At 66.5% G+C, this 24,725-nt stretch carries 20 protein-coding genes and 3 rRNA genes; 4 read left to right on the top strand and 19 right to left on the bottom strand.

Going from position 1 to position 24,725, the window contains the following annotated elements; translation table 11 throughout:
• Positions 1-10: 10 nt before the first annotated feature.
• The 4 genes from HNO83_RS10750 to HNO83_RS10735 form a co-directional block, all read right to left on the bottom strand.
• Positions 11-562, bottom strand: a complete 552-nt coding sequence (locus HNO83_RS10750; protein ID WP_349627138.1) for a thioesterase family protein — start codon at positions 560-562, stop codon at positions 11-13.
• 111 nt (positions 563-673) lie between these two features.
• Complete coding sequence (locus HNO83_RS10745) at positions 674-1,009, bottom strand: nuclear transport factor 2 family protein (protein ID WP_175337527.1); 336 nt, start codon at positions 1,007-1,009, stop codon at positions 674-676.
• 48 nt (positions 1,010-1,057) lie between these two features.
• Positions 1,058-2,902 carry a 2-succinyl-5-enolpyruvyl-6-hydroxy-3-cyclohexene-1-carboxylic-acid synthase gene (gene menD, locus HNO83_RS10740; protein WP_175337526.1) on the bottom strand — a complete coding sequence of 615 codons (1,845 nt, stop codon included), beginning with the start codon at positions 2,900-2,902 and terminating at the stop codon, positions 1,058-1,060.
• Positions 2,895-3,251, bottom strand: a complete 357-nt coding sequence (locus HNO83_RS10735) for a PLDc N-terminal domain-containing protein (RefSeq protein ID WP_175337525.1) — start codon at positions 3,249-3,251, stop codon at positions 2,895-2,897. The genes menD and HNO83_RS10735 overlap by 8 nt, the downstream gene beginning before the upstream one ends.
• 42 nt (positions 3,252-3,293) lie before the next feature.
• Here HNO83_RS10735 and HNO83_RS10730 point away from each other — a divergent pair, with 42 nt between their 5' ends.
• A complete protein-coding gene (locus HNO83_RS10730; RefSeq protein ID WP_349627136.1) occupies positions 3,294-3,608 on the top strand; it encodes a DUF4229 domain-containing protein in 315 nt (104 codons plus the stop codon).
• A 37-nt stretch (positions 3,609-3,645) separates the two neighbouring features.
• Here HNO83_RS10730 and HNO83_RS10725 read toward each other — a convergent pair whose 3' ends face one another.
• The 3 genes from HNO83_RS10725 to HNO83_RS10715 are packed head-to-tail and all read right to left on the bottom strand — an operon-like array spanning position 3,646 to position 6,744.
• Entirely contained in the window at positions 3,646-4,629 is a 984-nt protein-coding gene (locus tag HNO83_RS10725) for a 1,4-dihydroxy-2-naphthoate polyprenyltransferase (RefSeq protein WP_175337524.1), read from the bottom strand.
• A 26-nt stretch (positions 4,630-4,655) separates the two neighbouring features.
• Positions 4,656-5,822 (bottom strand): AMP-binding protein, encoded by a 1,167-nt coding sequence (locus tag HNO83_RS10720; RefSeq protein WP_502708432.1) that lies wholly within the window; start codon positions 5,820-5,822, stop codon positions 4,656-4,658.
• Positions 5,823-5,832: 10 nt separating this feature from the next.
• Positions 5,833-6,744 carry a 1,4-dihydroxy-2-naphthoyl-CoA synthase gene (locus tag HNO83_RS10715; RefSeq protein WP_175337523.1) on the bottom strand — a complete coding sequence of 304 codons (912 nt, stop codon included), beginning with the start codon at positions 6,742-6,744 and terminating at the stop codon, positions 5,833-5,835.
• 56 nt (positions 6,745-6,800) lie between these two features.
• On the opposite strand from HNO83_RS10715, the gene HNO83_RS10710 reads away from it, so the two are divergent.
• Positions 6,801-7,793, top strand: coding sequence for an o-succinylbenzoate synthase (locus tag HNO83_RS10710; RefSeq protein WP_175337522.1), 993 nt, complete (start codon positions 6,801-6,803; stop codon positions 7,791-7,793).
• Between the two features lie 19 nt (positions 7,794-7,812).
• On the opposite strand, the gene HNO83_RS10705 is transcribed toward HNO83_RS10710, so the two are convergent.
• The 11 genes from HNO83_RS10705 to HNO83_RS10660 all read right to left on the bottom strand — a co-directional run bounded on the left by HNO83_RS10705 (position 7,813) and on the right by HNO83_RS10660 (position 21,297).
• Entirely contained in the window at positions 7,813-8,832 is a 1,020-nt protein-coding gene (locus tag HNO83_RS10705; RefSeq protein WP_175337521.1) for an HAD-IIA family hydrolase, read from the bottom strand.
• Positions 8,807-9,574, bottom strand: coding sequence for a tetratricopeptide repeat protein (locus HNO83_RS20110; protein ID WP_349627134.1), 768 nt, complete (start codon positions 9,572-9,574; stop codon positions 8,807-8,809). Before HNO83_RS20110 ends, HNO83_RS10705 begins: the two co-directional genes overlap by 26 nt.
• Positions 9,523-10,131: a hypothetical protein gene (locus HNO83_RS20335; protein WP_249776691.1), complete on the bottom strand. Its 609-nt coding sequence runs from the start codon at positions 10,129-10,131 to the stop codon at positions 9,523-9,525. The genes HNO83_RS20110 and HNO83_RS20335 overlap by 52 nt, the downstream gene beginning before the upstream one ends.
• A 444-nt stretch (positions 10,132-10,575) precedes the next feature.
• Positions 10,576-10,692: ribosomal RNA gene (rrf, locus tag HNO83_RS10695) — 5S ribosomal RNA — on the bottom strand.
• 133 nt (positions 10,693-10,825) lie between these two features.
• Positions 10,826-13,940: ribosomal RNA gene (locus tag HNO83_RS10690) — 23S ribosomal RNA — on the bottom strand.
• A gap of 428 nt (positions 13,941-14,368) precedes the next feature.
• Positions 14,369-15,892 (bottom strand): 16S ribosomal RNA (locus HNO83_RS10685).
• Together the 16S, 23S and 5S rRNA genes form the textbook arrangement of a ribosomal RNA operon.
• Before the next feature lie 688 nt (positions 15,893-16,580).
• Complete coding sequence (gene ccsB, locus HNO83_RS10680) at positions 16,581-17,645, bottom strand: c-type cytochrome biogenesis protein CcsB (RefSeq protein WP_175337519.1); 1,065 nt, start codon at positions 17,643-17,645, stop codon at positions 16,581-16,583.
• A 9-nt stretch (positions 17,646-17,654) separates the two neighbouring features.
• Positions 17,655-19,283 carry a cytochrome c biogenesis protein ResB gene (gene resB / locus HNO83_RS10675; protein WP_175337518.1) on the bottom strand — a complete coding sequence of 543 codons (1,629 nt, stop codon included), beginning with the start codon at positions 19,281-19,283 and terminating at the stop codon, positions 17,655-17,657.
• Positions 19,267-20,007 carry a cytochrome c biogenesis CcdA family protein gene (locus tag HNO83_RS10670; RefSeq protein WP_175337517.1) on the bottom strand — a complete coding sequence of 247 codons (741 nt, stop codon included), beginning with the start codon at positions 20,005-20,007 and terminating at the stop codon, positions 19,267-19,269. Before HNO83_RS10670 ends, resB begins: the two co-directional genes overlap by 17 nt.
• A 1-nt stretch (position 20,008) precedes the next feature.
• On the bottom strand, positions 20,009-20,626 hold the full coding sequence (locus tag HNO83_RS10665; protein ID WP_175337516.1) for a TlpA disulfide reductase family protein: 618 nt from the start codon (positions 20,624-20,626) through the stop codon (positions 20,009-20,011).
• Positions 20,623-21,297 carry a histidine phosphatase family protein gene (locus tag HNO83_RS10660; RefSeq protein ID WP_175337515.1) on the bottom strand — a complete coding sequence of 225 codons (675 nt, stop codon included), beginning with the start codon at positions 21,295-21,297 and terminating at the stop codon, positions 20,623-20,625. Before HNO83_RS10660 ends, HNO83_RS10665 begins: the two co-directional genes overlap by 4 nt.
• A 152-nt stretch (positions 21,298-21,449) precedes the next feature.
• Between HNO83_RS10660 and HNO83_RS10655 the strand changes: the two genes are divergently transcribed.
• The gene (locus tag HNO83_RS10655) at positions 21,450-22,211 is read left to right on the top strand and encodes a JAB domain-containing protein (protein ID WP_175337514.1); all 762 of its coding nucleotides are present in this window, start codon (positions 21,450-21,452) and stop codon (positions 22,209-22,211) included.
• Here HNO83_RS10655 and aspS read toward each other — a convergent pair.
• On the bottom strand, positions 22,141-23,469 hold the full coding sequence (aspS, locus tag HNO83_RS10650; protein ID WP_349627133.1) for an aspartate--tRNA(Asn) ligase: 1,329 nt from the start codon (positions 23,467-23,469) through the stop codon (positions 22,141-22,143). The two genes, HNO83_RS10655 and aspS, sit on opposite strands and share 71 nt — an antisense overlap.
• 64 nt (positions 23,470-23,533) lie before the next feature.
• Between aspS and HNO83_RS10645 the strand changes: the two genes are divergently transcribed.
• Positions 23,534-24,718 (top strand): acetyl-CoA C-acetyltransferase, encoded by a 1,185-nt coding sequence (locus HNO83_RS10645; protein WP_175337513.1) that lies wholly within the window; start codon positions 23,534-23,536, stop codon positions 24,716-24,718.
• The last annotated feature ends 7 nt before the right edge of the window (positions 24,719-24,725 follow it).

Genomic DNA, 24,725 nt, shown 5'->3' with positions numbered 1-24,725 from the left:
AGCGCGGCGGCTACTCGCTCCAGACGCTCGGCGCGTCGGCGCGGGTGGACGGGAGCGCGGCGTCGGCGCCCCACTCGAGCAGCCACTCCGGAACGGCGACGTCCGTCGGCGACGGACCCACCGCGTCCAGCAGCTCCTCGATCGTGACGATGCCGCCGCCGCGCTTCAGGAACCGCCCGCGGATGAACGCCTGTGTGTAGATCTCTCCGTCGACCGTGAACCGCTGCTCGACGTAGACCGCCTTGTCGTCGAAGCCGAGGATGCGGGACTCGACGACGAAGGGCTGCCAGAGCTCCAGCGACTTGCGGAAGGAGATCGTCTCCGAGGCGACCACCGGGTACCACCCGCGACGCTTGAAGATCGCCCACACCCCGTTCCGCTGCAGCAGGTCGAAGCGGCCGATGTCGGCGATGGACAGGTACACGCCGTTGTTCATGTGCCTCAGGATGTCGAGGTCGGTCGGGAGCACCCGGAACCGGGTGCGCGCCACGTCCCAGTGACCGAGCCGCGGGCCGAAACGGGAGATGATCGCGTGGAGCATCGTCCGGAAGATCATATGCACGCCGTCATGTTAGTGATCCTCCGCACGAACGGAGCATTCGTTGTCCGTTCCCTCCAAGCGTCGCCGGAGGATCACCGTGCGCGGTCGTGCGGAGCCCCCAACCGCGCGGACTCAGGTCGGGCTGATCCGCAGGCTGGCGATGCGGCCGTCCCGCAGGGCGAACGTCATCGGGCCGGTGCCGTTGTAGCCGTCGCCCGACACCGTCAGGGTGACCACGTACGTGTCCGGTTCGCCGCCCGGTCGCACGTCGACCGGCTCGAAGTGGGAGTTCTTGCCGATGTTGTCCGTGCGGTCCCACGACCGCACGCCGTCGTGGCCGTGGAACTCGCGGCCCCAGTCGTTGAGGTAGGCGTCCTCGGTGAACGTCTCGACGAAGGCGGCGGAGTCTCCCCGGTTGGTTGAGTCGACGAAGCGCTGGATCGCCTCGGGAAGTGTCGTGTCCGTCATGTGCTTCCTCCCTGGTCCGGCGGCTCGATGGGATGCGCTGCGGCCCGCTCAGCGGTCGAGCGGGACCTCGAGGATGCTGACGCCCGCCGGAGGCGCGGAGAGCGCCTGGTCGAGTTCCCCCTTGGTGCGCGCGACGGAATGGTTCCAGCCGTACGCCGCGGCGAGCGCCGCGAGGTCGACGGCGTGCGGGGTGTAGAGGACGCGGTTGAACGCCTCGGGCGCCGCCGTGCCCGCGACCTCCAGGCCGTCGAAGATGGTGCCGCCGCGGTCGTTGCCGACGACGACCTGCAGGTGCGGTCGCCGCTCCCCCGCTCCGAGCAGAAGCGAGCCGGCGTCGTGGAGCAGGGCGAGGTCGCCGAGGAGGACGCGCGTCACGCTGCTGGGGGCCCCGGCCGCTGCGGCCGACCCCTGGCTGGCGAGGGCGATCCCGGTCGCCGTCGCGACAGTGCCGTCGATGCCGGCGAGGCCGCGGTTGGCGTGGACGCTGATCTTCTTGCCCGGGACGATGCGGTCGACATCCCGGATCAGGCGCGACGCACCGAGCACCAGCCGGTCGTGCGGCCAGGTGTACCGCCACACGGCCTCCGCCAGAAGGGCGCGCGTGATGGGCGCCCGGATGGCGGCGAGCTCTGCGGCGGCGAAGGCCAGGGCGTCGGCAGGCTCGTAGGAGCGGGCCTTATCGACGTCCGGGGCGACGGCGGCGGGGTTGGCGTCGTGCTCGGCCTGCTCGGCGATGCGCCGGCTGGCGAACACCCAGCGTCCGACCCAGCCGCGAACCTCTGGCGACCGGAGGTCGGTCGCCGGGTCGGCCTCCACCGCCCCCACGATGCGAGCGCGGTGCGCGGGGTTGTACGCCTGCCGGCCGGTGGGGGCGACGACGATCACCTCGACGTCGGGGCGGGTCAGCAGCGCAGGGACCTCGCGGCTGAGCGTGGGATGCCCGAACACGACAGCACGTCGCACCACCCCGCCGAAGCCGTCGTCGCGCAGCAGCTCGCGGTACGAGACGACGAGGTTCGGCCCGAAGTGCGCCCCGCTGGACACTTCGGCGAGCAGCGGGAGCCCGGCGTCGCGTGCGAACTGCTCGGCGGCCGGGCCGGCGTCCGCGCCCGCGACGACGACCGTCGGCGGCCCGGCCTCGACGACGTCGGTCGCACGGCCGAGCGCGGCGGGCGCCGCGGTCGCGGGCAGTTCACCGCGGATCGTCTCCGGCAGCGGCGGGACCGCGACGGACAGCGGCTCGCGGAACGCGACGTTGAGGTGGACGGGCCCGGGATCGGCCGTCTCGGCGCCGACGGCGGCGCGGACGGCGGTTGCGGCGAGCGTTGCCGCCCGCTCGTCCTCGCTCCGAGCGCCTTCGGGCGCATCGACGTCGTCCGACCAGCGGACGGCGTCGGCGTACAGGCCGTCCTGCCGGGTGGTCTGGTTGGACCGGATACCGCGCAGTTCCTCCGGCCGGTCTCCGGTGACGACGATCAGCGGGATGCCGGCCTCGTGCGCCTCCAGGACAGCCGGGTGCAGGTTGGCGGTCGCCGTGCCGCTCGTCGTGATGACGACGGCGGGCGCACCGGTCTCCCGTGCGAGGCCGAGGGCGAGGAAACCGCCCGAGCGCTCGTCGATCCGCACATGCAGCCTCGCGGACCCGGACCGTTCGAGCTCGGCCGCGACGAGCGCGAGGGCCTGCGAGCGGGAGCCGGGGCTGACGACGATGTCCCGCACGCCGTTTCGGACGAATCCGGCGAGGAGCGCGAGGGAGAAGTCGGTCGCCGGGTTTCCGGTCCGCTGCCGTTCGACCGCGACGGTTCCGGGCGCGACGGTTCCGGGCGCGGCTGTGCCCAATCGGGTGGTGGCACCCGGCTCGGTGGCGTCGCCCGCGTGCGGGCGGTCAGCCATCCCGGCGGCCGGTCTGGTCGTTGTCGGGGCCGTTCTCGTCGAGCTCGGCGAGCTCCTGCTCGAGCTGCCGGATGCGCTCCTCCTGGTCGCGGTCCATCCGCAGTTTGCCGAGGAACTCGGGGTCGTCATCGGGTGCCGTGACTCGCCGGACGTTGTCGGCGCGGCGGCGTCCGCGTCCGATCAGGAACCAGAGGATCCCGCCGATGATCGGGAACAGGATGATGATGAGCAGCCACACGGGCTTGGGAAGGCCGCGCACTCGGGACCGGTCGAACAGGGCGCAGTCTGCCACCGAATAGATGTAGAACACCACGGCCGCGACGCCGAGGGCTATCCAGAGGCGAACCATGGGTCAATCGTAACTCTCAGAGACGGTCTCTAAGCTGGGAGGGTGAAGCGGATTCCCTCTTGGATCACCTACACCGTGCTGCGCCTTCTGGTGTTCGCGGTGCCCCTGGCGATCCTGCTTCTCGTGGGTGTCGTCTGGTGGCTCGCGGTCATCGCCGCGGCGCTCATCGGCTTGTGCCTGTCGTACATCTTCCTGAGCCGCCCGCGGAACGCCGTGTCCTCCGATCTGTACGCCGTCCGCCATCGCGACAAGCCGGTCCGCTCGGAGGACGACGACGTCGAGGATGCCGCGGTCGACGGCACTTCTGCCGATAGCACCGACGCGCACCGCTCGAACTCAGGCGGCTCGGCAGCCTGACTCACGGCCGCCTGACCTCCGGCGGCGTTGCCTCCGGTCAGAAGGCGTACGCCGCGCCGAGCGCGATCCCCACGAGCAACCCCGTGATGCTGGTCAGCTGCAGAGCGGTGACCAGTTCTCGCGGTGTCTTGGCGAAGAGCGTGATCACGCACGCCGGCAACGCGGCGAGCAGGGCGAACATCCCGAACCAGGCGAACGGGTAGAGCAGCGCGATCACCGCGAGGATGCCGAACGGCACCAGGAGCAGTACGCAGAACACGATCCGGGACGCGACGTTGCCGAGCAGGACCGCGAGGGTCCGCTTGCGCGCCTGGCGGTCCGGCTCGATGTCGCGGATGTTGTTGACCATGAGCACGGCGCAGGCGATGAGGCCTGCGATGACGGCGCCGTACCATGCCTCCTGGTTGACCAGACCGGCGAGCATGTACGTCGTGCCCGCTGTGGCGACGAGGCCGAAGAAGACGAAGACGAAAACCTCGCCGAGACCGTAGTAGCCGTAGGGACGCTTGCCGCCGGTGTAGAACCAGGCCGCCGCGATCGCCGCAGCGCCCACCAGGAGGACCCACCAGTGCTGCGTGAGCAGCACCAGGATCAGGCCGGCGACGGCTGCCAGGCCGAAGAAGACCAGCGCGACGGCCAGCACGGTTCGAGGCGCTGCCTTGCCGGACCCGGTCAGGCGACCCGGTCCGACCCGGAACTGGTCGGTCCCGCGGATGCCGTCGGAGTAGTCGTTCGCGTAGTTGACGCCGATCTGCAGCAGGACCGCCACGGCCAGGCAGAGCAGCGCACGCACCGGATGCCACACCCCGGGGTCCTCCGCGACCTTCGCCGCTCCGACACCGATGAGGACGGGCGCGACGGCCAGCGGAAGGGTCCGGAGGCGGGCGCCGGCGATCCAGTCGGCGGTCGTCGCCGGCTTGGCCGGAGCAGCGGCAGCCCCGGGGCGTCCGCTCTTCCCGCCTCGCGGGCCGCGGGACGTCGGCGGCGCCATCCTCTCCATGCGTGGCTTGTTCTGACTCATCACAGTGCGAATCGTAACAACATCGGCTAAGCCGTCCCGCCCGCGGCGGCTGCGGCGATGTCCGCAAGCGCGACCCGATCGGGCTTGCCACTCGCCAACCGCGGCATGCTCGCGACCCGGACGATGCGCGCGGGCGCGCCCGCGCGGCCGACCCGTCCTGCGACATGGTCGCGAACTGTGGCGAGGCCGTCGGGCGCGACCCCTTCCAGCACGACGACCGGAACCTGTCCCCACTCGGCGTCATCGACCGCCACCACGACCGCGTGCTCGAACCCGGTCAGCTCCTGCACGGCCTGCTCCACGGAATCGAGCAGCACCTTTTCGCCCCCCGAGATGATCACGTTGTCCGACCGGCCGAGCACCGTCACGCGCCCGTCCTCATCCACGCGTCCCACATCTCCCGTGCGGTACCACCGAACCCCGTCATGTTCGACGAAGGCGGCGGCCGTCCGCTCCGCGTCGCCCACGTACCCTTCCGCCAGCGACGGCCCGCTGATCTCCAGCTGTCCCGCGTTCTCGCGAACGACCGTCGTGCCGATCGGCACCCCGTCGTAGACGCACCCTCCGGCCGTCTCGCTGGAACCATAGGTCGTCACGATCCGCGCGCCGAGCTGGAGCGCCCGCTCCCGCAGCGCCGGCGCGAGCGCCTGCCCTCCGACCAGGATTCCGTCGAACCCCCGCAGAGCCGACCCGACCCGGCGCGACCCGGCCTCGACCGCCTCGATCAGGCGCGACAGCTGCACGGGAACCAGCGAGGTGTACCGGAGATCGTGCCGCAAGGACTCGGCCGCTTCTGCGAACCGCTCGGCGTCGAAATGCCCGGTTCCGTACACGACGGGCTCCGTCTCGGCGGCCAACGACCGGACGAGCACCTGGGCTCCGGCGACATAGTGCGACGGCAGCGCCAGTACCCACTGTCCTTGTCCGCCCAGCGCGCCTGCCGAGGCCGCAGCGCTGGCGAGGAGCGCGTCCGTCGACAACGCGACCCGCTTGGGCACGCCCGTCGATCCGGAGGTCTCGATGACGAGCGCCACGTTCTGCGCCACCCGATCCTCCAGCTCCGGCCACCCGGCCACGGCACCGTCGCCCGCACGCGGCACAACGGCCGGCCCGCCCCCCGCCAGCGCATCGGCGATCGCGGCGAAGACCTCCTCCGGCCGCGACGAGTCGACCACCCGCACCGCCCGCGTCACGGCTCGCTCCTCAGTACTGCCACGGGAACGGCGACCAGTCCGGCTCCCGCTTCTGCAGGAACGCGTCGCGCCCCTCGACCGCTTCGTCGGTGCCGTAGGCCAGCCGCGTCGCCTCTCCGGCGAACAGCTGCTGACCGACCAGTCCGTCGTCGACGGCGTTGAAGGCGTACTTGAGCATCCGGATCGCGGTCGGCGACTTCGTGAGGATCTCGTTCGCCCACTCCAGCGCGACCGTCTCGAGCTCGGCGTGCGGTACGACGGCATTCACCGCTCCCCTCTCGTAGGCGCGCTGAGCCGAGTACTCCCGGGCGAGGAAGAACACCTCCCGGCCGAACTTCTGCCCCACCTGCCGGGCGAAGTACGCAGACCCGTACCCGGCGTCGAACGAGCCGACGTCGGCATCCGTCTGCTTGAACCGGCCGTGCTCCTCACTCGCGATCGTCAGGTCGCACACCACATGCAGCGAATGGCCGCCCCCCGCCGCCCACCCGGGGACGACGGCGATCACGACCTTGGGCATGAAGCGGATGAGACGCTGCACCTCGAGGATGTGCAGCCGGCCGCCCCGTGCCGCATCGATGCTCGACGCCGTCTCGCCCTCCGCATACTTGTAGCCGTCGCGCCCGCGGATGCGCTGGTCGCCTCCCGAGCAGAACGCCCAGCCGCCGTCTTTCGGACTCGGCCCGTTGCCCGTGAGGAGCACGACCCCGATCGCCGAGTTGGTGCGCGCATCCTCGAGCGTGGCGTACAACTCGTCGACCGTGTGCGGCCGGAAGGCATTGCGCACCTCGGGCCGGTTGAACGCCACCCGGGCGATCCGTCCGCTGAGATCGTGGTGGTAGGTGATGTCGGTCAGCCCGTCGAAGCCGGGGACCTCCCGCCAGGCGCCGGGGTCGAAGAGTTCTGAGACGTCCGCTTGCATGGATCCAGACTACGGTTCGGGGTTCCGCCCCGGCCCTCGCGTGCAAAACTTGTGGAATGTTGCCCGAGCTCGCCGGCCTGTTATCAACTTCGCGGGTCGTGTCGCTGCCGATGACGACGCGGTTCCGCGGGATCACGGTGCGCGAGGCCGTCCTCTTCGAAGGACCGGAAGGCTGGACCGAGTTCTCCCCGTTCGTCGAGTACGACGACGCCGAGGCTTCCGCCTGGCTGCACGCCGCGATCGACTTCGGCTGGCGCGCGACGCCGCCGCCCCTCCGGGACAGCATCCCGGTCAACGCCACGATCCCGGCCGTCGAAGCGGAACAGGTCGCCTCCGTCCTCGCTCGGTACCCTGGCGCACGTACCGCCAAGGTCAAGGTCGCCGAGCCGGGACAGACTCTCGCCGACGACGTGGCACGCGTCCGAGCGGTCCGCGACGCACTCGGGCCGGAGGGGCGCATCCGCGTCGACGCCAACGCCCTGTGGAACCTCGACGAGGCCGAGCACGCGGTCCACGCGCTCGCGCCGTTCGACCTCGAGTACGTCGAGCAGCCGTGCGCGACGGTCGACGACCTGGCCGAGCTGCGCCGCCGCATCCACTACATGGGGATCCCGGTCGCCGCCGACGAGAGCGTCCGCAAGGCGGCCGACCCCCTCGCCGTCGCTCGGGCCGGTGCAGCGGACGTCCTCGTGGTGAAGGCCCAGCCTCTCGGCGGCGTCCACTCCGCGAGCCGCATCGTCGCTGCGGCCGGCCTGCCGGCAGTGGTCTCCAGCGCGATCGACACCTCGGTAGGAATCGCGATGGGAGCACACCTCGCGGCGACCCTCCCGGAGCTCGAGTTCGACTGCGGCCTGGGCACCGTCGCGATGTTCGTGCAGGATGTGGCCGACGAGCCCCTCCTGCCGCGCGACGGCGCCATCCCGGTAGTGCGCCCGGCGGTGTCGTCGGCACGATTGGACGCGCTCAGCGCCGACGAGGACCGCACGGCCTGGTGGCTCGACCGGGTACGCCGGTGCTACCGCCTCGTCGAACGGACGACCGCGCTCTGAGTCGAGTGCCCGGAAGGCGTCAGGTGTAGAGGCGCTCCGGAACCTCGAGCGCGTAGATCGGCCGCCCGGAACCCCAGATCGCCGCACACGCCGCGCGCAGCAGGTCGACCTCGTCCGAACCCTCCGAGAGGATGCAGACCTCGTTGCCCTCGATCGCCACGGTCGCGTGCCGAACGGTCACGGCGCCGTTCCGCGCGGTCCGAACCTCGGGGTACGGCTCGCTGAGGCCGCGCAGGTCCTCCAGCATGTACGTGGGCCGGGAGTCGGCGTCCGCGGCGAGCAGCTGCTTGGCCCGGTCGATGCCGGTCAGCACCAGCACCGAGTCGATGCCGGCGCGGTTCGCACCGAGCACGTCGGTGTCGAGGCGGTCGCCGATGAACAGCGGCTTGTGCGCACCGAAACGAGCGACCGCCTCGTCGAAGATGGCCCGCTCGGGCTTCCCTGCGACGATCGGCAGGCGCCCGACCGCCGTGTGCACGGCCGAGACGAGCGTGCCGTTCCCCGGGGCGATGCCTCGCTTGACCGGGATGGTCCAGTCGGTGTTCGTCGCGATCCACGGTCGTTCGGCATCGGTCCGCCCCTGCAACGCGAAGGCGGCCTCGGCCAGCTGCTCCCAGCCGACCTCCGGCGCGAAGCCCTGGATCACGGCTGCCGGATCGTCGTCGGCGGAGCGGGTGACCGTGAAGCCGCCCTTCTGCACCTCGTCGACGAGCCCGTCGCCGCCGACCACCAGGACGGCCGACCCGGCGGGGACGTGCTGGCCCAGCAGCCTCACGGCCGCCTGTGGTGAGGTGACGACATCTGACGGCTGGACGTGGAGGCCGAGGTCGCTGAGATGACCGGCGACGGCCGCATCCGTGCGCGACGCGTTGTTCGTAATGTAACCGACTCGCACGGTTTCAGCGACGGCGTTGAGGCTGCCGACGGCGTGAGGGATGGCGTCAGGGCCCTTGTAGACGACGCCGTCGAGATCCGCGAGGACCAGGTCGACACCGTCGAGCGGCGTGCGCATCTCAGTGCTCCGTCGGAACAGTGCCATCGTCGGGCTCATCCTCCTCGTCGGGCGCGGACGCCTCCACACCCTGCTCGTCCTCAGCTGCGGGCTCCTCCTCGGCCTCGACGAGGTCGAGCTCCTCCTCGACGATGTCGACGGTCTCGTGCTCGTCCATCAGGCCGGCCTCGACCAGGGCCTCCTCCGCTCTGGCCGCCCGCTCGCGCCAGCCTTCGGCGTCCGCAGTCCGGCCGAGCTCCTCGAGAACCTCGGCGTACGCGTGGAACAGGTCCGCGCTGTAGCTGAACGCGCGGTCGGGGTCGAGCTGCGGGATCTCTAGCTCGGCGAGTGCGGCCTCCGGCTGACCGAGGTCGAGGCGGGCGCCCGACATGGCGATCGCGAGCGATACCTGCACGTCGGCGTGGAGGGTCGCACGGTCGACCGAGCGACCCAGCTCGAGCGCCCGATCGGGGCGGCCCACGCCGCGCTCGCTGTCGACCATCAGCGGCAGCTGGTCGTTCGAGCCGGAGATGCGGCGATACGTGCGGAGCTCGCGGAGGGCGAGCGCGAAGTCGCCGGTGGCGTACGCGGTGATCGCCAACGTCTCACGAACCACGGCCACCCTGCCCGCCCGACGCGCGGCGGACAGCGCGTGATTGTGAGCCGCGACCGGATCGGTCTCGATCAGGCGGCCGGCCATCACGAGGTGCTTCGCCACCCAGTCCGAGTTGTCCTTGCTCAGCGTCTTGAGTTCGACGCGAGCCTCGCCGGGAAGGTCGCGGGCCTGCACGTCGTCCGGGATGTCAGGATCGTCGTGGCGCGGACGAACCGACTGCAGTTCCCGCGACAGCCGGAACTCCTCCTCGCTCCGGGTGTCCTGGTCGCGAGCGTCGCGGTCACCGCGCGCGGGGCGTCCGTCACGGGTCCACAGCTTGTCGTCGCGGCGCGGAGCGCCCGCCCGCGATCCCGCCGACCACGGCTTGCGCTCGCCCTGCGGCGGTCGACCGTCACGCGAGCCTCCAGAGCGCTGAGGCCTTCCCTCCCCGTCGCGTCGGGGCGCTGCGCCCCGATCGTCGCGCCCGCGGTAACCGCCGCCCTGACCGTCGCGTCCCCGATAGCCCGCGCCCTGACCGTCGCGTCCGCGGTATCCGCCGGATCCCTTGCCGTCGCGGCCACGGTAGCCGCCGCCTTGACCATCGCGGTCCCGGGATGCACCGGCGCCCTGACCGGGACGCCCACGGTATCCGCCGCCACTCTGGCCGTCGCGAGCACGATAGCCGTCAGCCCGCTGGCCGTCGCGGCCGCGGTATCCGCCGCCGCCCTGGCCATCGCGACGGTCGTGACCACCAGACTTGCCGTCCCGCCCCCGGTACCCGCCGTCGCGCTGGCCATCACGGGTCCGGCTCGCGCCCTGGTCGTCGCGGCCGCGGTACCCGCGGTCCGGCCTCGATCCTCCGCCGCGGCGGTTCTCGCCGTCGCCGGATCCGGACGGGCGACCGCCACGCCACGATCCGCCGCCAGCCGCCGCCGAGCGATCCCTCGACGCGCCACCCGCGCGCGGCCTTCCGCCGGACGAGCTGCTGGACGGGCGTCGCCCATCGCTGCGCTCCGGGCGGTTCGACTGCGAACCGCGACCGTCGCGGTCGTTACGGGTGTTGTCGTCTGCCGGTGTCTCGCTCACGGCTTCTCCTGTCGAAATCGGCGGGGTCGATCGCCGCCACTGCTTCGGAACTGTACGACCCCGTTAACGCGAAATGGCCACCCATCACTGGGTGGCCATCTCACAAAGAAGTCCGGCGGTGTCCTACTCTCCCACAGGGTCCCCCCTGCAGTACCATCGGCGCAGAGAGTCTTAGCTTCCGGGTTCGGAATGTAACCGGGCGTTTCCCTCTCGCTATGGCCGCCGAAACACTATTGATGTATCAAAGTGAACGTCGAGCGTTAGCTCGAATCAGTTCTCGACCGTACATCGAGAACCACATAGTGGACGCGAACAATCTTGGCCCCTCATAGCTGCCTTACAACGTTTATGAGAGTGGTGATTATCAAGTTATCGGCTTATTAGTACCGGTCAGCTCCATGGGTCTTTAGTCCCCACTTCCACATCCGGCCTATCAACCCAGTAGTCTAGCTGGGAGCCTCTCGCCCGAAGGCATGGAAATCTCATCTTGAGGCCGGCTTCCCGCTTAGATGCTTTCAGCGGTTATCCATCCCGAACGTAGCTAACCAGCGGTGCTCTTGGCAGAACAACTGGCACACCAGAGGTTCGTCCAACCCGGTCCTCTCGTACTAGGGTCAGATCCTCTCAAATTTCCTACGCGCGCAGCGGATAGGGACCGAACTGTCTCACGACGTTCTAAACCCAGCTCGCGTACCGCTTTAATGGGCGAACAGCCCAACCCTTGGGACCTACTCCAGCCCCAGGATGCGACGAGCCGACATCGAGGTGCCAAACCATGCCGTCGATATGGACTCTTGGGCAAGATCAGCCTGTTATCCCCGAGGTACCTTTTATCCGTTGAGCGACAGCGCTTCCACAAGCCACTGCCGGATCACTAGTCCCGACTTTCGTCCCTGCTCGACTTGTCAGTCTCACAGTCAAGCTCCCTTGTGCACTTACACTCGACACCTGATTGCCAACCAGGTTGAGGGAACCTTTGGGCGCCTCCGTTACTTTTTGGGAGGCAACCGCCCCAGTTAAACTACCCACCAGGCACTGTCCCTGAACCGGATTACGGTTCTAAGTTAGATATCCAGAGTGACCAGAGTGGTATTTCAACAATGACTCCACCGACACTGGCGTGCCGGCTTCAAAGTCTCCCACCTATCCTACACAAGCCACACCGAACACCAATACCAAGCTGTAGTAAAGGTCACGGGGTCTTTCCGTCCTGCTGCGCGTAACGAGCATCTTTACTCGTAGTGCAATTTCGCCGAGTTCGCGGTTGAGACAGCTGGGAAGTCGTTACGCCATTCGTGCAGGTCGGAACTTACCCGACAAGGAATTTCGCTACCTTAGGATGGTTATAGTTACCACCGCCGTTTACTGGGGCTTAAATTCTGAGCTTCGCCGAAGCTAACCCTTCCTCTTAACCTTCCAGCACCGGGCAGGCGTCAGTCCGTATACATCGTCTTGCGACTTGGCACGGACCTGTGTTTTTAGTAAACAGTCGCTTCCCACTGGTCTCTGCGGCCTTCAAACGCTCCCGGAGCAAGTCCGTTCACGCCTCAGGCCCCCCTTCTCCCGAAGTTACGGGGGCATTTTGCCGAGTTCCTTAACCACGATTCTCTCGATCTCCTTGGTATTCTCTACCTGACCACCTGAGTCGGTTTGGGGTACGGGCGGCTGGAACCTCGCGTCGATGCTTTTCTCGGCAGCATAGGATCACCCATTTCGTCAATGAAGACTACGCATCGTGCCTGGGCCTATGTGAGAGACGGATTTGCCTATCTCTCGGCTTACACACTTACACCGGGACAACCATCGCCCGGCTGGGCTACCTTCCTGCGTCACACCTGTTAATACGCTAGCCGCACCAGCATGGGGTCGAGCGTTAGGCCCGGACCTTCACCCCGAAGGGATCCGTGTCCAGGATTAGGACTCTTAGCACCACTGGATTAGCTTGGGCGGTTCTTCGCCGGTACGGGAATATCAACCCGTTGTCCATCGACTACGCCTGTCGGCCTCGCCTTAGGTCCCGACTTACCCAGGGCGGATTAGCCTGGCCCTGGAACCCTTGGTCTTTCGGAGGACGGGTTTCTCACCCGTCTTTCGCTACTCATGCCTGCATTCTCACTCGTGTGGCGTCCACGGCTGGTTTACACCGCCGCTTCACTCGCCACACGACGCTCTCCTACCCATCAACACGGCTGGACCACGAAGGCCTACCAATAATGTCAATGCCACAACTTCGGTGGCGTGCTTGAGCCCCGTTACATTGTCGGCGCGGAATCACTTGACCAGTGAGCTATTACGCACTCTTTCAAGGGTGGCTGCTTCTAAGCCAACCTCCTGGTTGTCTGTGCAACTCCACATCCTTTCCCACTTAGCACGCGCTTAGGGACCTTAGTTGGTGGTCTGGGTTGTTTCCCTCTCGACGATGAAGCTTATCCCCCACCGTCTCACTGCTGCGCTCTCACTTACCGGCATTCGGAGTTTGGCTGACGTCAGTAACCTTTTGGGGCCCATCGGCCATCCAGTAGCTCTACCTCCGGCAAGAAACACGCAACGCTGCACCTAAATGCATTTCGGAGAGAACCAGCTATCACGAAGTTTGATTGGCCTTTCACCCCTATCCACAGCTCATCCCCTCAGTTTTCAACCTAAGTGGGTTCGGTCCTCCACGACGTCTTACCGTCGCTTCAACCTGGCCATGGATAGATCACTTCGCTTCGGGTCTAGGACATGCGACTGAATCGCCCTATTCAGACTCGCTTTCGCTACGGCTACCCCTCACGGGTTAACCTCGCCACATATCGCTAACTCGCAGGCTCATTCTTCAAAAGGCACGCTGTCACCCCTACAAGGAGGCTCCAACGGTTTGTAAGCAAACGGTTTCAGGTACTATTTCACTCCCCTCCCGGGGTACTTTTCACCTTTCCCTCACGGTACTTGTCCGCTATCGGTCATCTGGGAGTATTTAGGCTTATCAGGTGGTCCTGACAGATTCACACGGGATTTCTCGGGCCCCGTGCTACTTGGGATACTTCTCGCGCCATTGGACAATTTCGGTTACGGGGCTGGCACCCGCTGTGGCTGGCCTTTCAATACCATTCACCTATCATCCTTTGTAACGCTTGCAGTTCGGCAGAAGCTGCTGAAAAGTCCCGCAACCCCGACCATGCAACGCCTGCCGGCTATCACACATGATCGGTTTAGCCTCTTCCGGTTTCGCTCGCCACTACTAACGGAATCGCTTTTGCTTTCTCTTCCTGTGGGTACTGAGATGTTTCACTTCCCCACGTTCCCTCTACCCGCCCTATATATTCAGGCGGGAGTCACTGGGTCACCATAAAGGGCCCAGCGGGGTTTCCCCATTCGGAGATCCTCGGATCAAAGCTCGTTTATCAGCTCCCCGAGGCTTATCGCAGATTACTACGTCCTTCTTCGGCTCCAGATGCCAAGGCATCCACCGTTTGCTCTTAGAAACTTGAAATCACATGAGTTTTAGAATCGATCGCCTCATCCGAAGATGAGGAGATTGACCAATGATCTATAAGTCAGTACATGAAGTACTGCTTTGATCTGTGATCCGAACCCGAAGGTTCGAATCTAAGATGCTCGCGTCCACTGTGTAGTTCTCAAAGTACGGGCGGTACCTTCTCCGCCGGCCCAGTTATGGCCGACCAGAAAAGGTCCAGAGGATTCGGTTCTCATCCGTTCGGATGAGGTCCGGTCCCTCAGGACCCAACAGCGTGCATGTGCGGGGCTTCCGGGTCCGAACCGTTCCTACCTGCAAGAGGCGTACTGAGTTCGAGCCGTTCGGCTCCGCACCAATGTCAATGTTCCACCCATGAGCTAACCGGCTGAGACGTTCGCTCAGATCCGGCGCCTGGACACCCGAGGGTGCCAGATGCTCCTTAGAAAGGAGGTGATCCAGCCGCACCTTCCGGTACGGCTACCTTGTTACGACTTAGTCCTAATCACCGATCCCACCTTCGACGGCTCCCTCCACAAGGGTTGGGCCACCGGCTTCGGGTGTTACCGACTTTCATGACTTGACGGGCGGTGTGTACAAGGCCCGGGAACGTATTCACCGCAGCGTTGCTGATCTGCGATTACTAGCGACTCCGACTTCATGAGGTCGAGTTGCAGACCTCAATCCGAACTGAGACCGGCTTTTTGGGATTCGCTCCACCTTACGGTATTGCAGCCCTTTGTACCGGCCATTGTAGCATGCGTGAAGCCCAAGACATAAGGGGCATGATGATTTGACGTCATCCCCACCTTCCTCCGAGTTGACCCCGGCAGTCTCCTATGAGTTCCCGCCATTACGCGCTGGCAACATAGAACGAGGGTTGCGCTCGTTGCGGGACTTAACCCAACATCTCACGACACGAGCTGACGACAACCATGCACCACCTGTTCACGAGTGTCCAAAGAGTTGACCATTTCTGGCCCGTTCTCGTGTATGTCAAGCCTTGGTAAGGTTCTTCGCGTTGCATCGAATTAATCCGCATGCTCCGCCGCTTGTGCGGGCCCCCGTCAATTCCTTTGAGTTTTAGCCTTGCGGCCGTACTCCCCAGGCGGGGCGCTTAATGCGTTAGCTGCGACACGGAAACCGTGGAATGGTCCCCACATCTAGCGCCCAACGTTTACGGCGTGGACTACCAGGGTATCTAATCCTGTTCGCTCCCCACGCTTTCGCTCCTCAGCGTCAGTTACGGCCCAGAGAACTGCCTTCGCCATCGGTGTTCCTCCTGATATCTGCGCATTCCACCGCTACACCAGGAATTCCATTCTCCCCTACCGCACTCTAGTCTGCCCGTACCCACTGCAAGCCCGAGGTTGAGCCTCGGGTTTTCACAGCAGACGCGACAGACCGCCTACGAGCTCTTTACGCCCAATAATTCCGGACAACGCTCGCACCCTACGTATTACCGCGGCTGCTGGCACGTAGTTAGCCGGTGCTTTTTCTGCAGGTACCGTCACTTTCGCTTCTTCCCTACTAAAAGAGGTTTACAACCCGAAGGCCGTCATCCCTCACGCGGCGTTGCTGCATCAGGCTTTCGCCCATTGTGCAATATTCCCCACTGCTGCCTCCCGTAGGAGTCTGGGCCGTGTCTCAGTCCCAGTGTGGCCGGTCACCCTCTCAGGCCGGCTACCCGTCGTAGGCTTGGTGGGCCGTTACCTCACCAACTACCTGATAGGCCGCGAGTCCATCCTTGACCGAAGTTCTTTCCACGCACAGGAGATGCCTCCGTGCGTCATATCCGGTATTAGCTTCCGTTTCCGGAGGTTATCCCAGAGTCAAGGGCAGGTTACTCACGTGTTACTCACCCGTTCGCCACTAATTCCCTAGAGCAAGCTCCAGGTTCATCGTTCGACTTGCATGTGTTAAGCACGCCGCCAGCGTTCGTCCTGAGCCAGGATCAAACTCTCCGTAAAATGTTTAGCTCCAAGTCGCAAGCGACCGGAAACATAGTGCAGACTCAGGCAGGAAATGTGCCTTCGTACTGCGAGTTTGTCTTGACTAGTTTCGAATATCTACTGACATTCTGTTTCTAATCCAAAGGAATCTCGCATCGACCAGTAGACTGTGTCTAGAAGGTCAATGCCGAGGTTGTTTGGCATTTGACATTGTGCACGCTGTTGAGTTCTCAAGGATCGGACGCTCTCGCTTTTCAACCTTCCGGCTGTCTCTGCGAGGCAACTTCTCTACCTTACCACTCTCAGTCAGTTTGTCAAGTCGGCGTTCCGTGTTCCTCGTCGGCCCGATATGTGGTGGGCACGACCGAATCACACGATCCAGACCGGTTAGACCTGCTCAGTGAGTGGGTGTTAATCCTAAGCGCAGCAAGCGAACTAATTCAAGTTCAGATTTGCCGCTAGGCTTTGGATTTGGTCCCGCTTGAGGCCGGGGAGCTCTTCCGCTCTCCCGCACCTTTGGGGTGACAAGTAAGTACTTTACGCAGGCCTCCCGGGCCTCGCAAATTCAGCCCTCATCCCGGGCGTGTCGCGCTTGACTTCCGCGAGATTCCGCGGGTCTTCAGCGCCAGGTCGTCCCGAAACGACAGAACCCCCTCCAGAAGCCGGCGGCCTCCGAGGGGGTTCGATCACGGGTGGACCGGGTCGATCACAGACCCGAGTAGGCGTGGAGCCCGTGGAAGAACACGTTCACGATGCCGAAGTTGAACAGCACCGCGGCGAATCCGATGATCGCCAGCCATGCGGAACGCGATCCACGCCAGCCGCGCGTCGCACGCGCGTGGATGTATCCGGCATAGATCACCCAGATGATGAAGGTCCACACCTCCTTGGTGTCCCACCCCCAATACCGGCCCCACGCCTTCTCGGCCCAGATCGCGCCGGCGATGAGCGTGAAGGTCCAGGCGATGAAGCCCACGATGTTGATCCGGTACGCCAGGTTCTCCAGCACCACCGAGTTCGGAAGGGTCGCGAGGAACCTGAACTGCTGCGGCCGCGACTCCGCGACCTGCCGTTCGCGTCGGTACTGCAACAGTTGCAGACCCGACAGGGCGAACCCGAGAGCGAAGAACGCCGTGCCGAGCACGGCCACGATGATGTGGATGACGAGCCAGTACGACTGGAGCGCCGGCTGAAGCGGCACCACCGGCACGTAGTACCGCAACAGCGCGATGCCCTGCAGCACGAGGACCAGCCCGAGGACGAAGGTGCCGATGTACTTGATCTGCCACTTGAGATTGGCGACCAGGAACACCCCGATGATCACCAGGGTCCCCGTCATCGAGAACTCCCACATGTTCGCCCACGGGACCCGCGCTGCCGCGATGCCGCGCAGCACGACCGCGACGAGGTGGAAGGCGAAGCCGACGATGGTCAGCACGAAGGCCCACCTCATCGAGGCCGAGTTCGCCGATCCGTTGACGAGGTCGTCTTCGACCTTCGAGCTGATCCGGGATGACAGTCGGCCGAGCGCCGAGGACGGCGGGGACGGATCCCCCGGTCCGTCGCCGATGATCGTGGTCGTGGGCGCCCCCGCCGGAGTGGACGCCTCGGCCCGCCGCGCGACCGCACTCGGCACCACCGCGGCCTCGGCCGCCGTCGCTCTCGCCCCCCGCCGGGCGAGGTCGAGTGCGAAGGCGATGAACGCCGCTGCATAGAGTCCCATCGCCGCGTACAAGAACACGGTCGAGAGTTGAGCGAGGGTTTCGGTCACGATGCCAGCCTAAGTCGTCGGGCGCCCGGTCAGGGCATGAGAATGCTGATCCGCCACGGCGGTGACCGCGGCCAGGAGATTGGGGTCGTCGCCGCGCGCGAGCCCGGCGTACTCGAGGGTGAGGGACCCGTCCCCGTTCTCGATCGCCTTGATCCACAGCCGGCGACGTGGCACGAACAGGGATGTCAGCAGGCCGGCGAGGATGAGCACCGCGAAGACGAGCACCCACACCTGTGCGGGGTCGTGGTGCACCTCGAGGGTGGCGAACCGCTTCACCCCGTCGAGCGTGATGGTCCCCAGCTTGTTGGGCAGCTCCACTGTCTGGCCAGGCTTGAGCTCGAGGGCCTTGGTCTTCGTCGGCGGTCCGGCCAGCTGCTCCAGCGTGTCGGTGTTGAGGCTGTACACGGATTGCGGGACGCCGTCGTCGACGCCGAGGTCCCCTGCGTACACGTTGAGACTCAGCACCGGGTCCTCCAGCCCCGGGAACTTCGACGCCAGCGCCCCCTTCGCCGTCTCGCTCGCGGTGACCGTCGGGTAGAAGAAGCCGATCATGCCGACCTGCTCCTTCAGCCCATCCGGGATCTTGACGAAGCCGAGCGAGGTGAGGTTCGGGTCGGCCTGCGGGATGAAGGGGACCGAGTCGTTGAAGACGACCTTGCCCGCCGTGTTCTTGACCGTGATGGTCGGCGCGTATCCGTTTCCGAGCAGGTAGACGTTCGTGCCACCGATCGCGAGAGGGTCGTTCACCTTGATCGTCGTGTCGGAGGTCGTATCCCCCGGGCCCGTGGTCTTCACGTGGGCGGTGTAGTCCAGAGGCGTCCCGATCGCATCCCGGTTCTTGGTCTCGTACTGCACGTCGAGTTTGTCCACGGCGATCGAGAACGGCGCGAGGGAGGCGTCGCTGAAGAACCGCCCCGGGTTGAACGAGTTGTAGGAGGGGAGGCTGTTCACGAAGCTCTGGCCCTCGACCACGATCTTCTGCCCGGTGTAGCCGAAGCCTCCGCCGACGCCGATGGCGAGCAGCACCCCGAGCAGGGCGATGTGGAACACCAGGTTGCCGGTCTCGCGCAGGTATCCGCGCTCGGCAGAGACGGACGTGGACCGCGCGTCCTGATAGAGCGCCACCCGATAGTGGTTCGCCTTCAACACCTCGCGCGCGGACAGGATCGGGTCCGGCGCGTCCGCGCGTACGGCCTCCGGCAGCGTGCGGGACTGGAAGCCGGCCATGCGCGTCAGCCGCACCGGCGTCTTTGGCGGCTTCGCGCGCATCGCGTCGAAGTGGTGCTTCGTGCGGGGGATGATGCACCCGATGAGGGAGGCGAACAGCAGCAGGTAGATCGCCGAGAACCACACAGAGGTGTAGACGTCGAAGAACTGGAGCTTGTCGAGCACCGGCGCCAGCTGCGGGTTGTCGGTGAAGTACTTCGTGACGCCGTTCGGGTCGGAGCTGCGCTGAGGCACGAGCGAACCGGGAACGGCCGCGATCGCCAGCAGCAGCAGGAGGAACAGCGCCGTGCGCATGCTCGTCAGCTGACGCCAGAACCAGCGCAACCAGCCGACGGGACCGAGTCTCGGCTGGACGACGTCAGGGTCCTCCCGGGGAGGGACGACGTCGATGTGATCAGAGGGCCGGCTCAAAACCTTGGATCACCGCCAGGAACTGCGACATCAGCTCGCTCCACAGACCGGTGACCATCAGCACGCCGATGACCACCAGCAGCACGCCGCCGATGATGTTGATGGCACGGATGTGCCGCTTGAGGAAGGCCACGGATCCCGCCACCCAATCGAAGCCGAGAGCCACGAGCAGGAACGGGATGCCGAGGCCGATGCAGTAGAACAGGCCGAGGAGCGCTCCGCGCCAGGGCGAACCGCTCCCGACGCTGAGCGCGCTGATCGCGGCAAGGGTCGGGCCGATGCACGGCGTCCATCCCAGCCCGAAGACGATCCCGAGCAGCGGCGCACCGATGAGCCCGGTGGCCGGGCGCCACGACGGCTTGATGGTGCGCTGCAGGAACGAGAACTGCCCGATGAAGACCAGTCCCATCACGATCACGAGCGCGCCGAGCACGCGGATGACGACCTCCTGCCACCGCACCAGCCAGAAGCCGAGGGCTCCGAAGGCGGCGCCGTACGCGATGAAGACGACTGCGAAGCCGAGGATGAACAGCGCGACCCCGGTCAGCACCCGCGACCTGTCGCGCTTCGCGCCCGGGTCGCTCATCCCTCCGACGTACGCGAGGTATCCGGGGACGAGCGGAAGCACGCATGGCGACGCGAATGACACGAGGCCGGCGAGCAGAGCAACCGGGAGGGCCAGCAGGAGTTGACCGCTGAAGACGATCTGACCGACGTCGCCCACGTCAGTGCTCGGCCACGGCGTCGGAGATGAGGGTGTCGAGGATGCTCTTTCCCGGGATGGCGCCGAGGATGCGCGCGGCCACCCGGCCCTTCTTGTCGACCACGAGGGTGGTCGGCGTCGCCTTCGGCGGGACCGTCTTGCTGAAGGCCAGGAGCACCGACCCGGTGTCGCGATCGAGGACGGACGGATACGTGACGCCCTTGTCCTTCTCGAAGCTCGCGGCCGTCTGGGCGGAGTCGTAGAGGTTGACACCGAGGAAGTCGACGCCCTGCGCGGCGTACTTCTGGCTCAGCGACTGGAGGTCGGGTGCCTCGACCCGGCAGGGCGGGCAGCCCGCGTACCAGAAGTTGACGACGAGGACTTTGCCCGCATAGTCGGACGACGAGACCTTCGTTCCGTCTTGCAGCGTGCCGGCGAACGAGACCGGCTCGCCCCGGTTGGCGGCGGCGTACTCGCTGACCGTTCCGTCGCCCGCGATGTAGTTCTGCCCGCTCCCGGAGCGGTACTGCTTGGCGAGGCTGTCGTCGGCGGTGCAGCCGGCCAGCACGAGAGTCGTGGCGGCGGCCGCGGCGACGAGAGGAACGAGCAGGCGGGCGCGGAGGCGAGACACGGCGGTCACACGGCACCCACGTCCGTCGCGGCGGTCTGGAGACTCGCGGCCGGCTCCACGTACGCGACCTCGACCAGTCTGCGCGTCTTGTCGGCGGCGGGGTCCGTGCTCTCTTCGTCTGCGCTCACACGCTCGAACGTGGTGATGCTGGAGAGGGCGCAGCGGCGCTTCCGGGGGTCGTGCGGGAAGCGCTCGCCCGCGACCGAGAGGTGCGTGACCCAGATCGGGAGCTGGTGGCTGACCAGCACGACATCGCCCGACTCGACCGAGTCGAAGGCCTGCTCGACCGCGGCGAGCATCCGGCGCTCGATGCTCGAGTAGGCCTCGCCCCAACTCGGGCGAAGCGGGTTCACCAGGTAGGGCCAATAGGCAGGCTTGCGCACCGCGAGCTTCATCTTGGTGCCCTCGAACCGGTTGGTCGGCTCGATGATGCCCTCGTCGATCACCGGCTCCAGGCCGAAGGCCGCCGCGATCGGCGCCGCCGACTCGCGGGTGCGCTGGAGCGGCGACACGCGGAGCGCACTGACCGGCCGGGACCGCTGCTGCAGTTCGTCGGCGGCGGCCTGCGCCATCCTGTGCCCCAGTTTGGAGAGGCCGAAGCCCGGCAGCCTGCCATACAGGATGCCGTCGGGGTTGAACACCTCGCCATGACGGACGAGGTGGACTTGGCTCGCTACCACTGCTCCAGTCTACGGAGGAGGTTCCCTTGAATTCACTGAGCGCGGCGCGGCTGTGGATAACGGAACCGTCCACAGGGAGCGTCTTGTGAGCAGTTCTCCACAGATTCCTGCCCGGCCGGCCCGACGCCTTCGAGAGTTCATAGCGTCGATGCATGTCCGACCAGGAAGAGCAGGGAGAAGCGCTTGCAGACGTCCCCACCCACGACCGCCCACGCGAGCGGATGCGTCGCCTCGGCATCGGGTCGCTCACCGATGACGAAGTGCTCGCGCTGGTGCTCGGCTCCGGCCAGACCGGGCGCAGCGTCCTGGCGCTGGCCCGCTCGGTCCTTCGCCGCACGGGAGGATTCCCCGGCCTTGCGACGATGGACTTCGCCCGTCTCGAGCGGCTGCCCGGCGTCGGTCCGGCGACGGCCGGACGGCTCGTCGCGATCACAGAGATCTGGCGACGCGCGGGAGCGTCGTCCGCATGGACTCGGCTGGTCGACCACAAGACCATCGCCGACGTGGTCAGACCCGAGCTGCTTCACCGCGACTCCGAGCGCTTCCTCGTGGTCGTGGCCGATCGCGCCGCGCGCCCGATCGAACTCGTGCTCATGCGCGACGGCGGGGTCGACGAGACCACCGTGCAGCCCGCCGACGTCCTGCAGGCGGTGCTCACCCGAGGCGGCCGGTCGTTCGCAGTGGCGCACAACCATCCGTCCGGGGTGCTGGACGCCTCCGTCGCCGACATCATGCTCACCCGGCGGCTCGATCAGGCCGCAGCGACGCTCGGGCTGCGGTTCCTTGGTCACATCCTGGTCGCCGGCGAGAGCTGGACGGCGCTGCCTGTCGGCGGCTCCGGTGCTACGGGGTCAGCCGCGTCGGCCCGCGGAAGAGGTACGTCGTCTCGCGGAGGTTCGAGAGGTGCAGCATGAGCATCAGCACGCGGGCGAGTCCCATCCCGAAACCGCCGTGCGGCGGGATGCCGTACCGGAAGAAGGCGAGGACGTCCTCGAGCTCCTCCACCGACAGTCCCTTCTCGGCGGCCTGCTTCTCGAGGATGTCGACGCGGTGCTCGCGCTGAGCGCCGGTCGAGATCTCGACCCCGTTGAAGATGAGGTCGTAGCTGCGGGTGATCGACGGGTCCTCGGGGTGACGCATGTGATAGTACGGCCGGATGCTCGCCGCGTAGTCGGTGAGGAACACGAACTCGTGTCCGTACTCCTCCTTCACGTAGGCGGAGATCTGGCGCTCGCCCTCCGGGTCCATGTCGTCGTCCTCGCGCGGGATCTCGTAGCCGCGCTCGGCGACGATGCGCTTGGCCTCGGCGAGAGGGATCCGCGGGAAGGGAGTCGAAGGCACGGTGATCTCGACGCCGAAGAGGCGCTCGATCTCCTCCCCGTGCTTCTCCTTGACCGCGGTGAAGCCCGCGACCAAGAGGTCCTCGTGCACCTTCATCACGTCCTCGTGACTGTCGATCCAGCTGATCTCGGTGTCGACACTCGTGAACTCGGTCGCGTGGCGGCTCGTGAAGCTGGGGTCGGCGCGGAATGCCGGGCCGATCTCGAACACGCGGCCGAAGCCGGCCGCCTGCGCCATCTGCTTGAAGATCTGCGGACTCTGCGCCAGGTAGGCGGTGGTCTCGAAGTAGGGCAGCTCGAACAGCTCGGCGCGCGACTCGGAGGCCGAGGCCATCAGCTTGGGTGTGTGGATCTCGACGAAGCCGTTGTCGACCCAGTACTGCCGCAGAGCGTGCTCGAACGTCGTCTGCACGCGGAAGATCAGGTTGTGGCGGGGCTCGCGCAGGTCGAGGAAGCGCCAGTCCATGCGCTTGTCGATGCCGCTGTCGGCGGCGATGGGAGTCTCCGGGATGGCGGCGGTCTCGACCTCGAGCGAGGTGAGACGGATCTCGATACCGCCGAGCTTGACGCGCTCGTCGTGCTTGAGCTCGCCGGACGCGCGCACGAACGTGCCCTGCGAGAGACCGGAGATCGTGGTGGCGGGCTCGTCGGCGACCACTGCGCCGTCCTCGCCGACCGTGCGCGGGTTCACCAGCTGGACGGCGCCCGACTCGTCGCGCAGCACGACGAACTGCACCTTCTTCTGGTCGCGGACGGTCTCGACCCATCCGGCGACGCTCACGGGGCCGTCGGGAAGAGCAGCCAGGTCTTTGATCAAAGCGCGTGCGGTCACGAGCCCCAAGCCTACCCGGGTGACGGGTGTGAGAATGGAGGGACCAGGCACGAAGGAGTAGCCCATGAGTACCGACGACGTCGTCATCCTGTCCGCCGCCCGCACCCCGCTGGGGAAGATCAAGGGAACGCTGGCGTCCTTCAGTGCGGTACAGCTCGGGACGATCGCCGTGAAGAAGGCGCTCGAGAGGTCGGGGATCGCTGCCGACGCCGTGGACACCGTGCTGTTCGGCCAGGTGCTCCAGGCCGGGACAGGGCAGAACCCCGCGCGGCAGACGGCGATCGGGGCCGGCATCGGCTGGAATGTGCCGGCCACGACGATCAACAAGGTCTGCCTGTCCGGGCTGGCGGCGGTGATCGATGCCGCGCGGCTCATCCGGACCGGCGAGGCGACGGTCGTCGTCGCGGGCGGCCAGGAGTCGATGACGAACGCACCCCACGTGCTGCCCGGATCGAGGATGGGCTGGACCTACGGGTCCATCCAGGCGCTCGACTCGGCCGCCCACGACGGGCTGACCGACGCGTTCGACGGCATCTCGATGGGCGCCTCCACCGAGCGGTACACCGAGAAGCTCGGCCTCACCCGGCAGGCTCAGGACGAGTTCGCTGCCCGGTCGCATCAGCGCGCGGGGGCCGCGGCCTCGAGCGGTGTGTTCGAGGCCGAGATCGCACCGGTGACGATCCCGCAGCGCAAGGGCGACCCGGTCATCGTGTCGACGGACGAAGGGGTGCGGCCGGACTCGACGCCGGAGGGGCTCGCCGGACTGCGTCCGAGCTTTGCAGAGGGCGGCACGTTGACGGCCGGCAACTCATCGCCGCTCAGCGACGGGGCAGCGGCCCTCGTGCTGACGAGCCGCTCGAATGCCGAACGCCTCGGGCTGCCGTGGCTCGCCCTGGTGGGTGCCAGCGGCCAGGTCGCGGGTCCGGACAACTCACTGCACTCCCAGCCGTCGCACGCGATCGACGCCGCTCTTCGTCGCGCGGGGTGGACTGTCTCCGACCTCGACCTGATCGAGATCAACGAGGCCTTCGCCGCGGTCGCGCTCCAGTCGATGGCCGACCTGGGCGTGGACGGGGAGAACGTCAACGTCCACGGCGGTGCCATCGCCCTCGGACACCCGATCGGCGCCTCGGGTGCCCGCCTGGCGGGGCACGCGGCGCACGAACTGGCACGCCGCGGCTCGGGCAGAGCCGCTGTCGCCCTGTGCGGTGGCGGCGGACAGGGCGACGCGCTGTTGCTCTACCGCTGAGCCGCAT

Origin of the sequence: Leifsonia sp. C5G2, from assembly GCF_013359685.1 — a bacterium.
In the GTDB taxonomy this organism is placed as follows: Bacteria; Actinomycetota; Actinomycetes; order Actinomycetales; family Microbacteriaceae; genus Leifsonia.
Note: the sequence above shows the minus strand (reverse complement) of the source record. Positions and strands in the feature narration are given on the sequence as shown.